General features: G+C 63.6%; 16 protein-coding genes and 6 pseudogenes. 13 read left to right on the top strand and 9 right to left on the bottom strand.

From position 1 onward, the window contains the following. Window positions 1-14 precede the first annotated feature (14 nt). Window positions 15-941: a trypsin-like peptidase domain-containing protein gene (locus ACFQDL_RS04730; RefSeq protein ID WP_379908033.1), complete on the bottom strand. Its 927-nt coding sequence runs from the start codon at window positions 939-941 to the stop codon at window positions 15-17. Window positions 942-1,028: 87 nt separating this feature from the next. Between ACFQDL_RS04730 and ACFQDL_RS04725 the strand changes: the two are divergent. Then, a pseudogene (locus ACFQDL_RS04725) lies at window positions 1,029-1,789 on the top strand (Nif3-like dinuclear metal center hexameric protein). Between the two features lie 126 nt (window positions 1,790-1,915). Here the strand turns inward: ACFQDL_RS04725 and ACFQDL_RS04720 are convergent. Then, complete coding sequence (locus tag ACFQDL_RS04720; protein ID WP_379908032.1) at window positions 1,916-2,506, bottom strand: Z-ring associated ZapG family protein; 591 nt, start codon at window positions 2,504-2,506, stop codon at window positions 1,916-1,918. A 105-nt stretch (window positions 2,507-2,611) separates the two neighbouring features. Beyond that, window positions 2,612-3,786 (bottom strand): annotated as a pseudogene (locus tag ACFQDL_RS04715) (NnrS family protein). Window positions 3,787-3,834: 48 nt separating this feature from the next. Here ACFQDL_RS04715 and ACFQDL_RS04710 point away from each other — a divergent pair. The 7 genes and pseudogenes from ACFQDL_RS04710 (at window position 3,835) to ACFQDL_RS04680 (ending at window position 8,555) form a co-directional block, all read left to right on the top strand. Next, complete coding sequence (locus tag ACFQDL_RS04710; RefSeq protein WP_379908031.1) at window positions 3,835-4,740, top strand: cobalamin-binding protein; 906 nt, start codon at window positions 3,835-3,837, stop codon at window positions 4,738-4,740. Beyond that, entirely contained in the window at window positions 4,737-5,249 is a 513-nt protein-coding gene (gene cobU, locus ACFQDL_RS04705; protein ID WP_379908030.1) for a bifunctional adenosylcobinamide kinase/adenosylcobinamide-phosphate guanylyltransferase, read from the top strand. Before ACFQDL_RS04710 ends, cobU begins: the two co-directional genes overlap by 4 nt. A gap of 7 nt (window positions 5,250-5,256) precedes the next feature. Then, window positions 5,257-5,877 (top strand): nicotinate-nucleotide--dimethylbenzimidazole phosphoribosyltransferase, encoded by a 621-nt coding sequence (locus ACFQDL_RS04700; protein WP_379912879.1) that lies wholly within the window; start codon window positions 5,257-5,259, stop codon window positions 5,875-5,877. A 103-nt stretch (window positions 5,878-5,980) separates the two neighbouring features. Then, window positions 5,981-6,300 (top strand): annotated as a pseudogene (locus ACFQDL_RS04695) (nicotinate-nucleotide--dimethylbenzimidazole phosphoribosyltransferase). Window positions 6,301-6,302: 2 nt separating this feature from the next. After that, window positions 6,303-6,925, top strand: a pseudogene (locus ACFQDL_RS04690) (histidine phosphatase family protein). A gap of 33 nt (window positions 6,926-6,958) precedes the next feature. After that, window positions 6,959-7,579, top strand: coding sequence for an HDOD domain-containing protein (locus ACFQDL_RS04685; protein WP_379908029.1), 621 nt, complete (start codon window positions 6,959-6,961; stop codon window positions 7,577-7,579). Window positions 7,580-7,883: 304 nt separating this feature from the next. Beyond that, a complete protein-coding gene (locus ACFQDL_RS04680; protein ID WP_379912877.1) occupies window positions 7,884-8,555 on the top strand; it encodes a GAF domain-containing protein in 672 nt (223 codons plus the stop codon). 364 nt (window positions 8,556-8,919) lie between these two features. On the opposite strand, the gene ACFQDL_RS04675 is transcribed toward ACFQDL_RS04680, so the two are convergent. The 3 genes and pseudogenes from ACFQDL_RS04675 to ACFQDL_RS04665 all read right to left on the bottom strand — a co-directional run bounded on the left by ACFQDL_RS04675 (window position 8,920) and on the right by ACFQDL_RS04665 (window position 11,267). Then, the gene (locus ACFQDL_RS04675; protein ID WP_379908028.1) at window positions 8,920-9,477 is read right to left on the bottom strand and encodes a cob(I)yrinic acid a,c-diamide adenosyltransferase; all 558 of its coding nucleotides are present in this window, start codon (window positions 9,475-9,477) and stop codon (window positions 8,920-8,922) included. Window positions 9,478-9,709: 232 nt separating this feature from the next. Then, window positions 9,710-10,237 (bottom strand): annotated as a pseudogene (locus tag ACFQDL_RS04670) (polyphosphate kinase 2 family protein); the annotation flags it as partial. Window positions 10,238-10,346: 109 nt separating this feature from the next. Further along, window positions 10,347-11,267 carry a ketopantoate reductase family protein gene (locus ACFQDL_RS04665; protein ID WP_379908027.1) on the bottom strand — a complete coding sequence of 307 codons (921 nt, stop codon included), beginning with the start codon at window positions 11,265-11,267 and terminating at the stop codon, window positions 10,347-10,349. 148 nt (window positions 11,268-11,415) lie between these two features. Between ACFQDL_RS04665 and ACFQDL_RS04660 the strand changes: the two genes are divergently transcribed. Beyond that, complete coding sequence (locus tag ACFQDL_RS04660) at window positions 11,416-11,898, top strand: YajQ family cyclic di-GMP-binding protein (RefSeq protein WP_379908026.1); 483 nt, start codon at window positions 11,416-11,418, stop codon at window positions 11,896-11,898. Between the two features lie 215 nt (window positions 11,899-12,113). Here ACFQDL_RS04660 and ACFQDL_RS04655 read toward each other — a convergent pair whose 3' ends face one another. The 3 genes and pseudogenes from ACFQDL_RS04655 to ACFQDL_RS04645 form a co-directional block, all read right to left on the bottom strand. After that, the gene (locus ACFQDL_RS04655; protein ID WP_379908025.1) at window positions 12,114-12,971 is read right to left on the bottom strand and encodes an MFS transporter; all 858 of its coding nucleotides are present in this window, start codon (window positions 12,969-12,971) and stop codon (window positions 12,114-12,116) included. Window positions 12,972-13,110: 139 nt separating this feature from the next. Beyond that, window positions 13,111-13,407 (bottom strand): annotated as a pseudogene (locus ACFQDL_RS04650) (AmpG family muropeptide MFS transporter); the annotation flags it as partial. Between the two features lie 325 nt (window positions 13,408-13,732). Continuing rightward, window positions 13,733-14,494 carry an SDR family oxidoreductase gene (locus tag ACFQDL_RS04645; protein WP_379908024.1) on the bottom strand — a complete coding sequence of 254 codons (762 nt, stop codon included), beginning with the start codon at window positions 14,492-14,494 and terminating at the stop codon, window positions 13,733-13,735. Between the two features lie 369 nt (window positions 14,495-14,863). Here ACFQDL_RS04645 and ACFQDL_RS04640 point away from each other — a divergent pair, with 369 nt between their 5' ends. From ACFQDL_RS04640 to ACFQDL_RS04625, 4 genes are all read left to right on the top strand, one after another. After that, complete coding sequence (locus tag ACFQDL_RS04640; protein WP_379908023.1) at window positions 14,864-15,334, top strand: FxsA family protein; 471 nt, start codon at window positions 14,864-14,866, stop codon at window positions 15,332-15,334. A gap of 375 nt (window positions 15,335-15,709) precedes the next feature. Next, window positions 15,710-16,003 carry a co-chaperone GroES gene (locus ACFQDL_RS04635; RefSeq protein ID WP_379908022.1) on the top strand — a complete coding sequence of 98 codons (294 nt, stop codon included), beginning with the start codon at window positions 15,710-15,712 and terminating at the stop codon, window positions 16,001-16,003. 61 nt (window positions 16,004-16,064) lie between these two features. Further along, on the top strand, window positions 16,065-17,711 hold the full coding sequence (groL, locus tag ACFQDL_RS04630) for a chaperonin GroEL (protein WP_379908021.1): 1,647 nt from the start codon (window positions 16,065-16,067) through the stop codon (window positions 17,709-17,711). A gap of 493 nt (window positions 17,712-18,204) precedes the next feature. Further along, window positions 18,205-19,758: an ABC transporter substrate-binding protein gene (locus ACFQDL_RS04625; protein ID WP_379908019.1), complete on the top strand. Its 1,554-nt coding sequence runs from the start codon at window positions 18,205-18,207 to the stop codon at window positions 19,756-19,758. Window positions 19,759-19,871: the final 113 nt, after the last annotated feature.

Genomic DNA, 19,871 nt, shown 5'->3' with positions numbered 1-19,871 from the left:
GATGCCGGCGATGATCAGGCCGCGGGCTTCGTCAAGGCCGAAGCTCTCGGCCAGGCGGGGGTGAGTTCCTGTATCTCTACGCCGATCCAGCCGCGAATCACCCGTTCGTTTTCGACCAGGTCCTGCAGAATCTGCCGTGCCAGGTTGGACGGAATCGCGAAGCCGATGCCCTGGGAGCCGCCCGAGCGGGAGAAGATCGCCGAATTGATACCGATCAGGTTGCCGTAGGCATCGATCAGAGCGCCGCCCGAGTTGCCCGGATTGATCGCCGCATCGGTCTGGATGAAGTCCTCGTAGGTGTTGAGCCCCAGGCTGTTGCGGCCGGTGGCGCTGATGATGCCCATGGTGACGGTCTGGCCGACGCCGAAGGGGTTGCCGATGGCCAGCACGACGTCGCCGACGCGCAGGCTGTCGGACGAGGCCAGCGCGATGCTCGGCAGGTCCGGCAGATTGATCTTCAGCACGGCCAGGTCCGTTTCCGGATCGGTGCCGATCACCTCGGCCTGGGATTCGCGGCCGTCCCTCAGTGCCACGAGCACGCTGTCGGCACCGGCAATCACATGGTTGTTGGTGACGATGTAGCCCTGCTTGCTGAGAATCACGCCGGAGCCGAGGCTCGACTCGATGCGCTCGCGCTGTGGCGGGGTGCCCAGATCGAAAAAGCGCCGGAAGAAGGGGTCGTTGAACAGCGGGTTGAGCTGTTGCTTCACCAAGGTCCGGGTATAGATATTGACCACCGCCGGCGCGGCCAGCTCGACCGCTGCCGAGTAGGACACCGGCCCGCTTCCGAGGTGCGGGGTGCCACTGTCGGCGGGCGCGGCTTCGCGGATCTCGACGGTGGTGACCTGGGGACTGAGCAGGTCCGGAAAGAGCTGCAGTATCAGCACCGCCGCCAGTATGCCGGTGACGATCGGCCAGATCAGATAGGAAGACTTGCGCATGGGCAGCTCGGATGATTGTCGTGTGAAATCATGCAATTATACGTCGGGTAAACAACTGTTGTGAATTCCGGGCTGAAGGAAGCGCATATGTCGATTGAACTCGGTCAGCTGGTGCGGTATTGCGACGAGCTGATGCAAAGCCACAAAATTGCCGACTACTGCCCCAATGGTCTTCAGGTGGAGGGGCGGCCGCAGGTACAGCGCATCGTCGGCGGTGTCACGGCCTGCCAGGCCCTGCTGGACGAAGCCATGGCCTGGCAGGCCGACCTGGTGCTGGTGCACCACGGTTACTTCTGGAAGGGCGAGGACAGCCGCATTCGCGGTATCAAGAAACGCCGCCTGGCGACGCTGCTGCAGCAGGACATCAGCCTGCTGGCCTACCATCTGCCGCTTGATGTCCATCCGTTATACGGCAACAACGTCCAGCTCGCCCAGCGCCTGGGGCTGACGGTCGAGGGGGACCTGGAGCCGGACAACCCGCGTTCAGTGGGGCTGGTGGGGCGTCTCGAGACGCCTGCGACCCTGGCCGAGTTTGCGCAGCGGGTGGAAAAGGTGCTCGGGCGCACGCCGCAGTGCATCGAGGGGGCGGTCAGCCGATCGAGCGGCTGGCCTGGTGTACCGGCGCGGCCCAGGGCTATATCGAACAGGCGGTGGCGCAGGGCGTCGAGGCCTACCTGTCCGGTGAGATTTCCGAGCCAACGGTGCACAGCGCCCGGGAAAACGGTCTGCACTACATCGCCGCGGGTCATCATGCGACCGAGCGCTACGGTGTCCAGGCCCTGGGCGAGCATCTGGCGCAGCGCTTCGGGATCGAATTCCGTTTCGTCGATATCGACAATCCGGTCTGAGTGACAAGGTGACAGGTCCGTGGGAGCCCGGTCCTCCGGGCGAATTCCCAAGGCCTGTGCGGTGGTCATTCGCCCACCGGGTGGGTTCCCGCATAACCCGACGTCAAACCCAGGCTGTCACCTCCGTCAACCGGCAACTTCCTCGGTCGCCTTCTGCCTGCGCTTGAGCTCGGCCAGCTGCGACGGGTCGCGCACGTCCTCTCCCTCGTCCTTGTCGCTGTCCAGGCCGTAGCGCTCGGACAGGGTGCCCTCTTCGTCGGCCGCCTTGGTGGCGTAGTCGCGCGGCGGCTCCGGCATCTTCTCGGCCTCTTCGTTCTCCACCACGTCGGTGATCACCGGAATCGGCGCCGCCTCGTCACGGCCTTCGGCAGCTTCCCGGGGGCTTTCCTCTTCGGTCTCTTCGAGGCGTGGCTGCATGACATCCTTGAGCGCCAGGCGGGCCGCTTCGCTGGCGCCGAGGGTCTGGGCGCCCTGGGCCAGATGCTGGTGCACGTCGCGGTAGGACTGGGTCAGCTGATTGACCAGTTCGGCGGTTTTCTCGAAATGCTCGGTCACTTCCTGCTTGTAGCCGCCAAGCTCTTCGCGCGCCTCGTCAAGCTGACGCTGAAGCGTCTGGCGTTCGCCGGCGTCCGAGCCTGAGCGTCCGAGCAGATAACCGATAAGGCCGCCGATGGCGAGCGCTACGATGCCGATGATCCAAATACTGGTCTGTTCCACAGTCAATCCTCACAGCTGGATTTCACAGATAGCCCCATAGAATAAAACAATCGATCGCCAAAGCCTATTCGAGGTACATTCTGGACGGTGCCCCGTCACTTTTACTCAGCCAAAGAGACCGTCGACCCGGGGCTGGATCAGTATGCGGCTGTAATGGACGAGAAACAGCAGCCAGGCGAGCATCCAGAGGCCGCCGGCCAGCTGAATGGCGAACGCGTAGGAAACCGGCAGCAGCGGCAGCAGCACCCGGGCGGCGCCGGCCAGCAGTATCAGGGCAAAGGCGGCGACCACGGTGGCCGGTACCTGCAGTGGCCTTCCGGTGTGGCCGAGCGAGACCCGGGCCATCATGCCGAGGGTCAGGCTGCCGATGGCGCCGGCGGCGAAGGCATGCAGCGCCAGCGAACCGGAGAGCCAGCCGGCGGCGGCCATCAGTTGCAGTGCAAAGCCAAGGGTGACGAACAGGTAGCCCAGGTGAAGAATCCACAGCAATGGCACCCGCGCAATGCGCGGTGTCAGCCAGCCCGCCTGGCGGATGCCATGGAGCACCAGGTTCAGGGCGGTCAGCACCAGCGCCGGCAACGTCCATTCCAGCGCACTGGCCAGGGCCCAGAGCACCGCCAGCGGAACGACCAGGCGCTCCAGCCAGGGTGGCGACGTGCCTCGAACTGGCCGAGACCGCGCTCGGTGAAGAACGGAATCACCCGTCCGCCCATCAGCAGCAGCATCACCACCACCAGGTAGAGTCCGATATGCAGCCCGGTGAGGGCGGTCGCCTGGGTAAGGCCGAGCAGTTCCAGGTGAACCAGCAGATTGGCGACAAGGAAGCCGGCCAACAGTCCCAGGAACACCAGGTTGCGGTAGTTCCCGGCCCGCAGCACCGGCCAGGCGATGGCCGCGGCGAGCAGCGGCAGGAAGATCAGGTCCGAAGCGGCGATCAGCAGGTCCGGCAGCGGCGTGAAGGGCGTCAGGCGCCCGGCAACCCAGACCAGCGTCAGGGCGGCCAGCCAAGGACCGTGCAGGGTCTGAATCGATGTCCAGTTGCGTACCGCCGTGAGCAGGAAGCCGGCAATGACGGCGATGGTAAAACCGAACAGCATTTCATGACCGTGCCAGTAGAGGCCCGCGCCATAGTAGTGGGCCGCCGTGGTGGAGTCGAAGCTGAGCATCCAGTAACCGATGAGGAGGATGCCGGCGAGACCTGCCGACAGGAAAAACGGCCGGAAGGCGAGATTGAAGAGGGAAAAGGCGGTTGGAATGCGCCGTTCCTGCAGCGGTATCATGGGCACTCTCCTGATAGAATTCGGGCTGCTCGTTGACTGAAGCTTATTATGTGCAAAAAATACATTTTAATAAAGCTGTTGTGGCTGATTTTCGCGCTACCGGTCACGGCAGCGATCCAGCTGGTGGATGATGCCGGTCACAGGGTCGAGCTGGCCCAGCCGGCCCGGCGCATACTGGCACTGGCGCCCCACATCACCGAAAACCTGTTCAGCATCGGCGCCGGTCCGCGCATCGTCGGTACGGTCAGTTACAGCGACTACCCGCCGCAAGCACAGTCGATTCAGCGCATCGGCGACTATCAGCGGCTCAGCCTCGAACAGGCTCTGGCACTGGAGCCGGACCTGGTGATCGCCTGGCCGCCGGGCAACGATCCCGTCCAGCTGGAGCGTCTGCGACAGTTCGGTATCCCGGTGTTCGAGTCCGATCCGCAGAGCTTCGCCGGCATCGCCGCCCAGCTGCGTCTGTTCGGTCGCCTGACGGGCCTCGAGCGGAATGCCGAAGCGGTGGCATCCGAGCTCGAGCAGCGGGTATCGCGACTGCAATCGGGTTATCGAGATGCCGCACCGGTGAGGGTCTTCTATCAGCTCTGGCATGAGCCGCTGATGACCGTCAATGCGTCCCAGCTGGTCGACCGGATGCTGCGGATCTGCGGAGGCGCGAACCCCTTTGCCGATCGCCCCGAAGTGGCGCCTCAGCTGAGCGTGGAAGCGGTGCTGGCGGCCAGTCCCGAGGTGATCCTCAGTACCACCGAGGAAGCACCCGACGACTGGATCGAGCGCTGGCAGCGCTGGCCACAGCTGCCGGCTGTACGGCACCGGCTCTTCTATCAGCTCGAGGCCGACTGGATGCACCGGGCCACGCTGCGCGCCGTCTCGGGGGCCGAACAGCTGTGCCTTTATCTTGATGACGCCCGTCGCAGACTCGGGCGTGCCGACAATGGAGACGGTAAGTGAAACAACTGATACTGGGCGGGGCCCGCTCCGGCAAGAGCCGGCTGGCGGAAGCCCGTGCCCTCGAGAGCGGCCGACCGGTCGCGCTGGTGGTGACGATGGAGCCGGGAGCGGATCCGGAGATGCAGGCGCGTATTGCACGCCATCGGGCCGAGCGGCCGGCCGACTGGGCGGTCGTCGAAGCGCCGCGGCAGCTGGCCCAGGCAGTGGCGCCGCTGCTGGCTGAAGGCTACTGCGTGCTGGTGGACTGCCTGACCCTCTGGCTGACCAACCTGTTGCTGGACGATGACAGCGAGGCGCTGGAACGGGAACTCGCGGCGCTGTACGGGCTGGCCGGCAACAGCGGCGGCCAGCTGATTATGGTCAGCAACGAGGTCGGTTCCGGTATCGTGCCGATGGGCGAGCTGAGCCGGCGCTTTCAGGACCAAACCGGCTGGCTGCACCAGCGACTGGCGCAGCTGTGCGACCGGGTGACCCTGACGGTAGCCGGTCTGCCGCTGGAGGTGAAATGATGACGCGATCCTGGCTTTCGCAGCCGGTAAAAAAACCGATGCTGTCGCCGAGGCCGGTGCCCGCGCGCGCCAGCAGCGCCTGACCAAGCCGGCCGGCGCCCTCGGCGGGCTCGAGGCGATTGCGATCCGCCTGGCGGGATTGCAGGGAAGGGTCTGTCCGCGACTAGAGCGTTGCCATATCAGTGTCTTCGCGGCCGACCATGGTATCGCGGCGGCAGGGGTTTCCGCCTATCCCCAGGCGGTCACGGCGCAGATGATCCTGAATTTTGCTTCCGGCGGCGCCGCCATCTCGGTACTGGCCCGTCACAGCAGCGCCCGCTTCGAAGTCGTCAATCTCGGCACCGTGGAGCCGCTGCCGGCGCACCCAGTGGTGGTCGCCCGGGTGCTCGGGCCCGGCACGGCGGATATCAGCCGGCAGCCGGCGATGACGGAGGATCAGCTCGGCGCCGCGCTCGATACGGGGGCCGGGCGGGTCGACCAGGCCCGTGGGGCGAACGCCGATCTCTTCATTGCCGGCGAAATGGGGATCGGCAATACCACATCGGCGACGGCGCTGGCCGCGGCGCTGCTGGACCGGGCACCCGAGACCCTGCTTGGGCCGGGCACGGGAGTCGAGGGGCGGGGCTGACGCTCAAGCTGAGCCTGATACGCCAGGCCCTCGGGCTGCACCGTGCCGCCGGGACCGACCCCGTCGCGCTGCTGCGTTGTCTGGGGGATTCGAAATCGCCGCGATGACAGGCGCCTACCTTCGGGCCGGACAGCTGGGGATGCCTGTACTGGTCGACGGTTTCATCAGCACGGTGGCGGCGCTGCTGGCGGTACGTATACAGCCGCAGTTGTCGCCCTGGCTGCTCTACAGCCACCGCTCCGCCGAGCCCGGTCACAAGGCGCTGCTCGAGACGCTCGGGGCAACACCGCTGCTGGCGCTCGATATGCGCCTGGGGAGGGCAGCGGCGCCGCTCTGGTCTGGCCGCTGCTGCAGAGCGCCTGCCGGCTGCATGGCGAGATGGCGACCTTCGACGAGGCCGGCGTTTCGGCGGGCAGCGCTTGAAGGTGTTGACGCTCGACCTGCTGCGCCACGGCGAGGCCGAGGGGGCCGACCGTTACCGCGGGCGTATCGATCCGCCGTTGACGCCCGAGGGGATGGCCCGGATGCTGCAGTGGGGCAGTGAATGGGGAAGTGAAAACCCGGGCTGGCAGCATATTCTCAGTTCGCCGCTGCATCGTTGTCGCGAGGCGGCGCAGCAGATCGCGCGACAGCTGGCACTCGAAGCCGACGATGAGCCCGCCCTGATCGAGTACGATTTCGGTGCCTGGGACGGGCGCCGCTACGACGAGGTCTGGCAGGACGAACGTCCGGCTGTGCTGGCCTTCTGGCAGGACCCCGATGCGCATCCGCCCCCGGGGGCGAAACCATTGCCGCGCTCTGTCATCGCATCGGGGCGCTCGAGCAACGGCTGCTCCGGCAGTCCGCAGAACATCTGCTGCTGGTGACCCACGGCGGCGTCATCCGGGCCCTGATCGGACGCCGGCTGCAATTGCCGCCCTCCGCCTGGTCGCAGCTGCGGATCGACACGGGATCGCTGAGTCGGGTGAAAATCGGCTATGATCGGCAACAGTACTGGTTCGAGCTATCCTTCTTGAACCGTCTGCCGCAGAGCCGCAGCGCCGGCTGAGGCCAACCGAATCCCTGGGATGGAAGCTCCGGCGTGAAGTATCAGCAAATACTGACTCAGATATACAGCCGTCTCGACCGGCTCGGCGACCTGCCGGTCTTCAGTGCGACGGTGAACCGCATCCAGCAGATCAGCAGCTCCGGGGAGTCCGATGCGATGGCCCTGGCAATGGCGGTGATGAAGGATGCCAATCTCTCGGCGAAACTGCTCAAGGTCGCCAACGCACCGGGGTACAACCGGGGGCAGGGACCGATTCAGGTGGTCTCCCGGGCCGTGGTGCTGCTGGGGTTCGACCGGATCAAGAGCCTGTCGGTGACACTCAAGCTGATCGAGAGTTTTCGTCAGCATCATCCCGATGTCGATATTTCCGGCCTGCTGATGCGGGCCTTTCTCAATGGCGCCCTGGTGCGCGAGCTGGCACAGCAGTGCGGCGGTCGCGATATCGAACAGACCTATCTCTGCGGTTTGCTGCACAATCTCGGTGAGACCGTGGTGGCCTATACGCAGCCCAGTCTCTACGCCAGGCTGCTGCAGCTGCGCCAGGCCAGGGGGCGCGCTGGGACAATCTCCAGTTGCGCGCCCTGGGCGGGCATTTCAGCGATATCGGCCAGGATCTTGCCAAGAGCTGGGGGTTCCCGAAGTCGGTGGTGCTGACGATGGACGCGTTGACGGCCGAGCAACTGAAGGAGACGGCCGCCTCAACCACCGGCTGGTCAGTGCCGCCGGGCAGCTGCTGGAGCGCCTGCACGGCCAGGCCGGCGAGCACGAACCCGGCTATGGCGAGCTGCTCGAGCATCTGAAGAAGGAAACCGGTATCGCACCGGAGCGGCTGGAGCAGAGCATCGAGTCCGCCTACCGGCTGGTCTGCGACCTGTCCCTGGAATACGGCCTGCCGATCGCTCCGCTGGTGCCGCCGCTGGACCCGGGTGATACTGAGGCCGCCGAATTCAACCGCCGGATGGCTTTCTACCTGCACTCAAGGGCCGAAAGCCACCGCCCTCCGGCCAACGAGGCCGGCGGCGGACGCCCGCCGCCGCGGGTGGATCGGGAACGGCAGGCGATACAGCTGGATTACCTGCAGGAGCTGGGGGAGTTGCTCGGCGCGGCCGCGCCACCGCAGCAGGTGCTGCGCAAGGTGGTCGAGGCGGTCGTCGAAAGCACCGGCTGCGACCGTGCCGCTCTCTGTCTGCTGGGCCAGAATGGCCGCCAGTTGGCGGTACGGCTGGTGAGAGGCGAGGAGCCGGAGGCGCTGAGCGATTATTTTGAATTGCAGCGTGGGCGGGGCGAAAGCGATTTCTTCTTCCGGCTGCTGGAACAGGGCAGCACCCTGCTGGTGGCGGATCTGGATCTGGGCGACTGGCGTCGTCGACTGCCCGCCGGTTTTCTCGAGCGGGTGGGGCCCCAGGGCTTTATCCTGTCGCCGCTGCAGGCGGGACAGCGCACCATCGGCTGTCTCTATGCCGATCGCCTGCAGGGCAACGAGGCCGTCAGTGACGACGATTTCCGTGCCTTCAGCCGCTTTTTCCTGCAGGCGCGGCTGGCGTTGTCGGTGGGAACGGCTTCAGCCGCGAAGGGGAGTGGCGCCAATGGCGGTGTTTCGCACCGGGGCGGCTCTCCTGCGCACAGCTGACCCTCATCGGCAGGGCCCGCCTACTCGCTCATCCCCTTGATGAACGACTTGGTGTTTTCCAGGCACTCTTGCTGGCGCCGACGGCCGACTCGGCCCCCTCCCTGCCCAGCTCGACGGCGGTTTCGGCGCCCTTGCCGGTGGAGCAGATCGCGCGCTGGACGGCGCAGCGGGCCGGCAGCCGGTGACCGCGGCCTCGTCGGTGAAATGGCGGACTTCGCACTCGGCACGGCAATACTGCTGTTCCAGCGCGCAGTCGGCCAGTGCCGGCAGGGGCAGTGCGAGGGCCAGTATCAGTAACGCGGGTATTCTCATCTTCTCCTCCGGGGCTTTTCACATCGGCCCACTGTGCGTCTTCGCCGACGCCTCAGCGCCGGTGGCGGGGCTTCCAGTAGACCTCTTCGCCGTTGCGGCGCGCCAGTACCCGCGCACAGACGAACAGCAGGTCCGACAGCCGGTTGATAAACTTCAGCCCATCCGGGTTGACCTGCTCCCGCTGTGCCAGTTCCACCAGGCGCCGTTCGGCGCGGCGGCAGACCGCCCGGGTCTGCTGGCACAGGGCCGAGGCGCGGTTGCCGCCCGGCAGGATGAACTCCTGCAGCGGTGGCAGTGCGCCGTTGAGGCTGTCCAGCCACTGTTCGAGTCCCTCGACGGCGCCGGCATCGATCACCCGGTACTGCTCGTCGGCCATCGCCAGCTCGCCGCCGAGATCGAAGAGGTCGTGTTGCAGTTGCGTCAGGCGATCGAGCAGCGGGTCCTGCGGTGCAAGTTCCGCGATCAGTACGCCCAGCAGTGCATTGAGCTCGTCGAGGTCGCCGAGCGCCTCGATGCGCGGATGGTACTTGTCGACCCGGCGGCCATCGGCCAGGGCCGTCGTGCCCCTGTCGCCGCTGCGGGTGTAGATACGGGTGAGACGGTCTGCCATTCAGCGAAGCTCCGGGCTTTGATAACGGTCGTTGTTGACCAGGGCATCGAGACGATGCGCCTGTCCAGCTGCAGTGCCGAGGTGTCACGGTCGGTATAGTCGTACAGGCCCAGCAGGTAGCGGATGGCATTGAGCCGGGCCCGTTTCTTGTCATCGGAGCGGATCCGCACCCAGGGGCCTCGGCGGTGCTGGTATGACGAAACATGGCGTCCCGGGCCCGGCTGTAGCCGTCCCAGCGCCGCTGCGCCTCGACGTCGATCGGGCTCAGCTTCCACTGCTTGAGCGGGTCGGTCTCGCGCTTGTGGAAGCGCTTGCGCTGCTCCTTCTTGCTGACCGAGAACCAGAGCTTGACCAGGTGCAGCCCCGAATTGACCAGCATGCGCTCGAGCTCGGGGGCCGTGTGGAGAAACTCCTTCGTCTGGGCTTCGCTGCAGAAGCCCATGACCCGTTCGACGCCGGCGCGGTTATACCAGGAGCGGTCGAACAGTACGATTTCGCCCCGGTTGGGCAGGTGTCTGATGTAGCGCTGGAAGTACCACTGCCCCTGTTCCTGCTCCGTCGGCTTGCCGAGGGCCACGACGCGATAGGTGCGGGGATTCAGGTGCTCGATAACCCGCTTGATGGCACCGCCCTTGCCGGCCGCGTCCCGTCCCTCGAACAGCACGCAGATGCGGATGCCTTCGCTCTGTACCCAGCGCTGAAACTTCTGCAGTTCGACCTGCAGCGGATACAGCTGTTCCAGATACTGCTTTTTCGACATCGGCTTCGGGGTGCCGCGACGCTCCGGGGTATCCGGCGGACACCAGCCCGGGTCTTCTTCCTGGGCGCGCTGAATCGCAAGATCCAGCAGCCTGGCACTTGTCAGGGGGTCAGTCATGGCTGTTCATCCTTGCGGACTCGAGGCGGCGGATCCGCTCGAGCAGCTCGCGATGCCGCGGTACGGCGACGCCGACGCGCTTGGCTTCATGGCACAGATAACCGGTTATCTGTTCGATTTCGGTTGGCCGCTGGTGGCGAATATCCTGCAGCATCGAAGACAGGTTGTCGCCGGTATTCTCCGCGACCCTCAGGGCCTGTTGCACCAGCGGGCCGTCGAACAGCCTGATGCCCCTTGCCGCCGCGACCTGCTCGAACTCCCGGCACAGAATCTCCAGCGTATCGCGATACGCGGGGTTGCGGGCCAGATCGCCGTTGCGACAGCCATGGAGGGCCGTGAGGGGATTGATGGCGCAGTTGATCGCCAGCTTGCGCCATAGGGTGCGTTCGATGTCCGTATCCGGGCGCAGGCGCAGGCCGAAGCCGGGGGGCAGCAGTTCGGGCAATGAAAAGGGACGGCCGTCAAGGGGGCCGATCGCGGTTTCACCGACGCCGGCATGGACGACCTCGAACGGCGCCCTGAGCCAGGCGCCGTCCGTTGTCGAGCCGATCAGAACCCGCCCGGAACCGACCAGCCCGGCGGCCTGCTGCTGGTTGCCCAGTCCGTTCTGCAGCACCAGTACCCGGGCAGAGGCCGTCAGCCTCGGCAGCAGCGGGCGCAGTGCCGACTCGGTGTCGAATGCCTTGGTACAGAGCAGCAGGCGTTCGATCGGGCCTGTGGCCGTGGCCAGCCCTGCCTCGACCGGGCAGAACCATTCTTTTTCATCCCGCACCAGCCGGATACCGCCCTGTTGCCGAAAAGTGTCGAGGCGGGAAGGGTCGCGCAGGATCAGCTGGACACGGGCGCCGGCCTGCTGCAGATAGGCGGCCCACAGGCAGCCGATGGCGCCGGCGCCGAGTATCGTCCACTCCATCGGGACTCCAGTGTGTCGAATGATTCGTGAATGATAACGGTCCCGGGCGTCTGTGGGAAACGCCTGCAGCGCCTATTGCGACTTGCGAGGTGGCTTCCTAGAATGCCCACACTCAATGCCCTAGATGCATACAACAGGAGACAGCAGCATGCCTTCATTCGATATCGTATCCGAGCTGGATGCGCACGAAGTGACCAACGCGGTGGATCAGGCCAACCGTGAAATTCAGAACCGTTACGATTTCAAGGGTGTGGATGCCCGCTTCGAGCACAACGATGACCAGGTCGTGCTCTGGGCCGAGGTCGACTTCCAGCTGCAGCAGATGCTGGATGTGCTGCGCAGCAAGCTGACCGCCCGCAAGATCGATATCCGCTGCCTCGAGGTGAAGGACCCGGAAACCGCCAACATGAAGGCGCGCCAGGTGGTGGTGCTGCGTCAGGGCATCGACCAGGCGTTTGCCAAGAAGATCACCAAGCTGATCAAGGACTCCAAGCTCAAGGTGCAGGCCCAGATCCAGGGCGATCAGGTCCGCGTCAACGGCAAGAAGCGCGACGACCTGCAGGACGCGATCGCGCTGCTGCGCGGTTCGGAGCTCGAACTGCCGCTGCAGTTCAACAATTTCAGGGATTGAGCTGACAGTTAACAGTGGACAGTAAACAAAATGTAGGGTGCTGCTGAGCGACAGCGATGCGCACCGAGAATCTGTCGGGTGGGTTGGCGATCAGGCGCACGGGCCTTTCGGTCGGCGCATTGGGCATCGCGCAACCCGCCATATCGATCGTATTGCAGATCGACTGGCATCGGTCGGCAGATGTTGGGTTCCGTGCCTTCGGCACTGCACCCAACCTACGACGGTTGCTTGGCCTCGGTGCCTGCTTGTACCGCCACCACCGTATGGCGCCCGGCGAGCCAGACCAGCAGCAGTACCGGCATGCCCAGCAGGGCCGTGCCGGCAAAGAACAGTGGATAGCCCACCAGGTCGACGGCGTCGCCGGAGAAGCCGGCGAGGAACTTCGGCAGCAGCAGCATCACCGAGCTGAACAGGGCGTACTGGGTCGCGGTATAGCTGATGCTGGTAAGGCTCGACAGGTAGGCGATAAAGGCGGCGGTGGCGATGCCGGCGCTGAAGTTGTCGAGCGACACCGCGACGACCAGGAAGGGGATGCTGTGCCCGGTCAGCGCCAGGGCCGAGAACAGCAGGTTCGTCGCCGCCGCCAGCAGTGCGCCGGTAAAAAGCATGCGCATGACGCCGAAACGGTACACCAGCAATCCGCCGAACAGGGATCCGAGGATCGTCATCAGCGTGCCGAACAGCTTGGTGATTTCGGCGACCTCGACCTTGCTGAAGCCCATGTCGACGTAGAAGACGTTGGCGATGATCCCCATCACCACATCGGCGATGCGGTAGCTGCCGACCAGCGCCAGAATGATCAGGGCCGGTTTGCCGTAGCGCCGGAGAAAGTCGGCGAAAGGGCAGTAGGCGGCGATATAGAGCCAGCCCAGCAGGCGCGCGACCCTGTGTGGCAGGTGCTGGCGCTGTTCCATGAAGGTTTCGATGGCCTGGCGTTCCCGCTCGGCCGCTGCGCCATTGGGCGCGGGCTCCGGCACCAGCAGGGTGGTCAGGATGCCAACCAGCATCAGGCCCGCCATCGCGAGATAGGCGATCTCCCGATTCTCGATGATAGCTGTCGCTGGCCGGGTCATACCAGGCGGCGATCAGCAGCGCGCCGGTGGTCGCGACGATCATCGCCAGCCGGTAACCGAGCATGTAGGTCGCGGCCATCGCGGCCTGGACCCTCGCTTCGGCTGATTCGATGCGGTAGGCGTCGATGGTGATGTCCTGGGTCGCGGAGCAGAACGCGACCGCGAGGGCGAAGAACGCCATCAGCTCGAGGTTTTGCTGCGGATCGGAACCGGACATGCCGACCAGGCTCAGGGCGATCGCGACCTGGGCCGCCAGCATCCAGCTGCGGCGCCGCCCAAGCCAGCGCGACAGCAGCGGAATCGGGGTGCGGTCGATGATGGGCGACCAGATCCACTTGAAGGCATAGGCCAGCGCCACCCAGGAGAAATAGGTGATGGTGCCGCGGTCGATGCCGGCTTCGCGCAGCCAGTAGGAGAGGGTCGAGAACACCAGCATCAGCGGCAGACCGGCGGAGAAGCCGAGAAACAGCAGCGTAATCGCTCGTGGATGCAGGTAGATGCGGGCGCTCTGCAGCCACTGCCTCAGGCTCTGACGTTGTGGTTCCGGTTCAGCTCGCATGGTGTAAGGGGGCTCCTGGGCGTTGGTTCAGGCCATTGTGTCGGGCACTGTGGGCAATGTAAACGTCAGCCAAGCAGGAGCCCGGCCTCCGGACGAATGACGGTCCACCAAAGAAAAGGCCCGCTTTCGAGGAAGGCGGGCCTGACAGGGAACCGGCGGAACGGCTACCGGATTCTGTTAACGGTACACTGGATTCTGTTAACTAGATCCTCAAGGCGCCATCGATCTCGAAGCAGCGGCCGCTGATATAGTCGTTCTCGAGGATAAAGCTGACGGTGCGGGCGATCTCGTCGGGTTTGCCGAGGCGGCGCAGCGGGATGCTGGCGGCCATCTTTTCCAGCGCTTCGGGTTTCATCGACATCACCATGTCGGTGGCGATAAAGCCCGGCGCAATCGAGGCGGTACGGATGCCGTAGCGTGCCAGTTCCTTGGCCCAGGTTACCGCCATGGCTTCGACGCCGGCCTTGCTGGCGGTGTAATTCGTTTGGCCCATGTTGCCGGAACGGGAGATCGACGAAATATTGATGATGCAGCCTTCGCTGCCCAGCTCGATCATGCGGCAAGCCGCTTCGCGGGCACAGAGGAAGGTGCCGGTCAGGTTGACGTTGATGACCTGGTTCCAGCTGTCCAGCGACATCTTGGAGACCACCGCTCCTTCCCTGGCCTTGATCAGCAGGGCGTCGCGGGTGATGCCGGCATTGTTGACCAGGCCGTTGATAGCACCGAAGTCACGGGCGATATCCTGAAATGTCGTCTCGACGGCCGATTCGCTGGTGACGTTGCAACCATAGCCGCGTGCCTCGGCGCCCTTTTCCATACAGAGGCCGGCGGTGATTTCGAGGTCGGCTTCATGCATGTCGACCAGTGCGAGTCGCGCACCCTTGCCGGCCAGCTCCAGTGCCATGGCACGCCCCAGTCCGCGGCCGCCGCCGGTGATAACGATTACCTTATCTTTCAATTCCATTGCGGTTACCTTCAGTTCGAGTCCAAGCCTGCGCTTGTTTGATTCTTTTTATTGTCTACAGCAACGATGTTGCATTGCACAACGTTATCCCGCATGTGCACAAATGTCTACCGCATCTGCGTCGATGTCATTACAGCGTCATGCGGGACTGCTATGGCGGGCTCTGTTTCTGTCTGTTGGGTGGTTTTTAACTATTTGAATGAATGAGGGTTTTTCCGGCTATAAGGGTTTTTTCCGGTTTTATTATACTTTGGTCTAATTTTGTTCCGTTTTCGTGCCGCTGCAGCAATGCGCTGCATAAGGGGACCCGAGGTTGCGGATCTCGCCTTCATCTGGTGTCATGGAGCAAATAGTTTCGGGTCCTGAATCATGCGGTTTCTGTTCCTGCTTTTCATCGTCATGCCGATCGTCGAGATCACCGTCCTGATCAAGGTGGGGCAGATCATCGGTACCTGGTACACCGTCGGCCTGGTGCTGCTTTCGGCCTTTATAGGCGTCAACATGCTGCGCTACCAGGGGCTGACGACCCTGAGCCGGGCCCAGCAGCGCCTCAATGCCGGCGAAGTGCCGGCGCGGGAGATGGTCGAGGGCATCGTGCTGGCGGTTGGCGGGGCCCTGCTGGTCACGCCTGGCTTCGTCACCGATGTGATCGGCTTCTGCTGTCTGGTTCCCCAGATCCGTCAGCTCGTGGCCAGTACGCTGATCAAGCGCTTTACCGTTGTCGCCATGCACCACCAGCACCACTCGGCCTTCGAGGACCCCGATTTCCAGCCGGGGCAGCGTCCGGACGCCCGCCACGGCGATGTGATCGACGGCGAGTACCGGCGGGAAGACGATTGAGTCGTAGGTTGGGCTGAGGACAGAGGACGAAGCCCAACGGCTGCGTCAGCCGGGATCGATCGATCTGTACGGCGATCGATATGATGGGCTTCGCCGGCAAAAGCTCCCGCAATGCCGGCATTCACGCGGGGCGGCCTCCCGCCATCCCTGGCAGTCGCTGCGTTCAGCGCCATCCTGCCTGCTCGCGACCTGCCTGCTCGCCCCGCCTGCCGACCCCGCGCAGAAAAAATTTTTAAATTTTTTGTTCCCCCTGTTGAAATGCCTTCGGCCGCCCCCATCTTCCTGTTCAACCAGACATTTGGGGTGCCAGACAAGCTGGTGTCCTTTCTCTGCAAACATGGCTTTGGATCTTAACGAGATCAGGAGAACAAACAGATGAAAATTCGTCCGCTTCACGATCGAGTCGTCGTTCGTCGCAGTGAAGAAGAAACCACCACTTCAGGCGGTATCGTGCTGCCGGGTTCCGCAGCCGAGAAGCCCAACCGCGGCACCATCGTTGCGGTCGGTGAAGGGCGTACACTGAACAACGGCGACGTGAAGCCGCTGGCCGTCAAAGTGGGTGATGTCGTTCTGTTTGGCCAGTACTCCGGTAGCAACACCGTCAAGGTTGAGGGCGAGGAGCTGCTGATCATGAACGAAAGCGAAATTTTCGGCGTGCTGGAAGACTGAAACGGTCTTGCCTGAACCACTGAATTTCGAATCCAAACGATTTGTATAGGAATAACTGACAATGGCTGCAAAAGACGTACGTTTTGGTGATGACGCTCGCAAACGCATGCTCAAGGGCGTAAACATCCTGGCTGACGCTGTCAAAACCACCCTGGGTCCGAAAGGTCGCAACGTTGTACTGGAGAAGTCCTTCGGCGCGCCGGTCGTGACCAAGGACGGTGTTTCCGTCGCCAAGGAAATCGAACTGAAAGACAAGTTCGAAAACATGGGCGCCCAGATGGTCAAGGAAGTCGCTTCCCAGGCCAACGACGTGGCCGGTGACGGTACCACCACCGCAACTGTGCTGGCTCAGGCGATCGTCAACGAAGGTCTGAAATCCGTTGCCGCCGGCATGAACCCGATGGATCTCAAGCGCGGTATCGACAAGGCCACCATCGCCGTCGTCGAGGAACTGCGCAAGATGGCCGTTCCCTGTGAAGATTCCAAAGCGATCTCCCAGGTCGGCTCCATCTCCGCCAACTCCGACGAGATCGTCGGCGACATCATCGCCAAGGCGATGGAGCGCGTTGGCAAGGAAGGCGTCATCACCGTTGAAGAAGGCACCGGTCTGGAGAACGAGCTGGAAGTCGTCGAAGGCATGCAGTTCGACCGCGGCTACCTGTCTCCGTACTTCATCAACAACCAGGAGAACATGTCTGTCGAACTGGAGCAGCCGTACATCCTGCTGTTCGACAAGAAGATCTCCAACATCCGCGATCTGCTGCCGACCCTGGAGCAGGTAGCCAAGTCCTCCCGCCCGCTGCTGATCATCGCCGAAGACGTCGAAGGCGAAGCCCTGGCGACGCTGGTGGTCAACAACATGCGCGGTATCGTCAAGGTCGCGGCCGTCAAGGCGCCGGGCTTCGGTGACCGTCGCAAGGCCATGCTGGAAGATATCGCTGTTCTGACCGGCGGTCAGGTGATCTCCGAAGAGGTCGGCCTGAGCCTGGAAACCGCGACCCTGGATCAGCTGGGTCAGGCCAAGAAGATCAACATCACCAAGGAAAACACCACCATCGTCGACGGTGTCGGCGAAGTGGCCACGATCGAAGCCCGCGTCGCCCAGATCCGTGCTCAGATCGAAGAGACCTCTTCCGACTACGACCGTGAAAAGCTGCAGGAACGCGTGGCCAAGCTGGCCGGTGGTGTTGCCGTGATCAAGGTCGGCGCTGCGACCGAAGTCGAGATGAAAGAGAAGAAGGCCCGCGTCGAAGATGCCCTGCACGCGACCCGTGCGGCTGTCGAAGAAGGCGTGGTACCTGGCGGTGGCGTTGCGCTGATCCGTGCTTTGTCCAACGTCCAGGGCCTGGAAGGCATCAACCACGACCAGACCGTCGGTATCGAGCTGGCCTTCCGTGCGATGGAAGCGCCGCTGCGCCAGATCGTCGAGAACGCCGGTGACGAAGGTTCCGTCGTTGTTTCCAAGGTCCGCGCAGGCGAAGGCGCATACGGCTACAACGCCGCGACCGGCGAATATGGCAACATGCTGGAAATGGGTATCCTGGACCCGGCCAAGGTCACCCGCTCCGCACTGCAGGCGGCATCCTCCGTTGCCGGCCTGATGATCACCACCGAAGCCATGGTGGCCGAGCATCCGGAAGAGAAAGCCCCGGCCATGCCTGACATGGGCGGCATGGGCGGCATGGGCGGCATGGGCGGCATGATGTAAGCCCGAGTCCCCGAAACTCCAAAACCCCGGCCTTCGCGCCGGGGTTTTTCTGTATATGGACATATTTATCCTGCGAGCACAGGATGTGCATGAGCAGGGTGTTTTTAGAGGACAGCAAACAGCTTACAGTGGACAGTAAAAGCGGAACCGTAGGATGGGTGAAGCCGCAACGGCACTGTATTGTCGGTGCGCAGGAGATCCTTTGCGGCGTAACCCATCAATGACGCTGCGCGGTCAAATCAGCCGAAACGAAGGTGCCTTCGGCGCCGATGATGGGTTACGCCGCCAGCAAAGCCCGGCTAAAGCGACAGATATGTGCTAATGGCGGCTCCACCCATCTACGGTCTGTTAACTGCTATACGCGTCGCGCATGAGTCCCTCATGCGCGACGCGTATAGCCCTAGTCGGTATTTCGATTGGTCGCCTGGCGCCGATCGAATAGTCTTGTCTGCGTTAACTGATTCGCCACACAACAATAAACGCAGGACACAAGATGAAAAAGACCGTTTCGATTCTGGCCGGCGCCATGCTGAGTCTGGGCGTCATGAGCGCTCAGGCCGCTACCCTGAAGATGGCCTACGATGCCGACCCGGTATCCCTGGATCCGCATGAGCAGCTGTCCGGCGGCACCCTGCAGCTGTCCCATATGACCTTCGATCCGCTGGTGCGCTGGACGAAGGATCTGGGATTCGAGCCGCGCCTGGCCGAGAGCTGGGAGCGCGTCGATGACCTGACCATGCGTTTCAAGCTGCGCCAGGGCGTGAAATTCCACAGCGGCAACGAGATGACCGCCCGGGACGTGGTGTTCACCTTTAACCGCCTGAAGGGCTCCGCCGACTTCAAGAGCATCTTCGCACCGTTCAAGGACGTGAAGGTCGTGGACGACTACACGGTCGACCTGGTGACCCACGAGCCCTTCCCGCTGGTGCTGAACAACGCCACCTACCTGTTCCCGATGGACAGCGCCTTCTACAGCGGCACCGACGAAAACGGCAATCCGAAGGACATGCTGGTCAAGCACGGCGACTCCTTCGCTTCGTCCCACCTGTCCGGCACCGGCCCCTACACCGTCGCCAGCCGCGAGCAGGGCGTGCGCGTCGAGTTCAGCCGCAATACGAACTACTGGGACGCACAGTCCCCGGGCAACGTCGACACCATAGTGCTGACCCCGATCAAGGAGTCGCCGACCCGCGTCGCCGCGCTGCTGTCCGGTGACGTCGACTTCATCGCGCCGGTGCCGCCGACCGATCTCGACCGCATCGAGAAGAGCGACAGCACCAATCTGGTGACCATGGGCGGTACCCGCATCATCACCTTCCAGCTCAACCAGAATCGCGTCGAGGCGTTCAAGGATGCGCGCGTGCGCCAGGCGGTCAACTACGCCATCAACCAGCAGGGCATCGTCGACAAGATCATGAAGGGCTTCGCCACCACCGCGGCACAGCTGAGCCCGGAAGGCTACCTCGGTCACAACCCGAACCTGAAGCCGCGCTATGACCTCGAGAAGGCCAGGCAACTGATGCAGGAAGCGGGCTACGGGGACGGTTTCAGCGTCACCATGATGGCACCGAACAACCGCTACGTGAACGATGCCAAGATCGCCCAGGCGGTCGCCTCGATGCTGGCCCGCATCAACATCAGGGTGGACCTCAAGACCGTGCCGAAGGCGCAATACTGGCCGGCCTTCGATGCCCGTGAAGCGGATATCATGATGATCGGCTGGCACGCCGACACCGAGGATTCCAACAACTTCTTCGAGTTCCTGACCCTGTGCCCGAACGCCGACACCGGCGCCGGCCAGTACAACAGTGGCAACTACTGCAACCCGGAAATCGACAAGCTGGTCGCGCAGGCCAACGTCGAGACCGATACCCAGCAGCGTGCCGAGATCATGCAGCAGATCGAGCAGATGCTGTACGACGACGCCGCCTTCGTGCCGCTGCACTGGCAGAACCTGGCCTGGGCCGCCGGCAAGAACGTCGACATCGCCCCGGTGCTCAACGTGATGAACTTCCCGTACCTCGGTGACCTGGTCATCAAGGAATAAAATGTGCTCGGCCGGCACGGCGCCGGCCGAGGTTCTCCATCGGTTTTCCAGGACGGCCCGCGGGGCCGTCCATCTCTTCAAACCAGAGACTGCTTCACGGACGAAGACAGGAC

The organism is Marinobacterium aestuariivivens (genome assembly GCF_042661465.1).
Classification (GTDB): domain Bacteria; phylum Pseudomonadota; class Gammaproteobacteria; order Pseudomonadales; family Balneatricaceae; genus Marinobacterium_A; species Marinobacterium_A aestuariivivens.
Note: the sequence above shows the minus strand (reverse complement) of the source record. Positions and strands in the feature narration are given on the sequence as shown.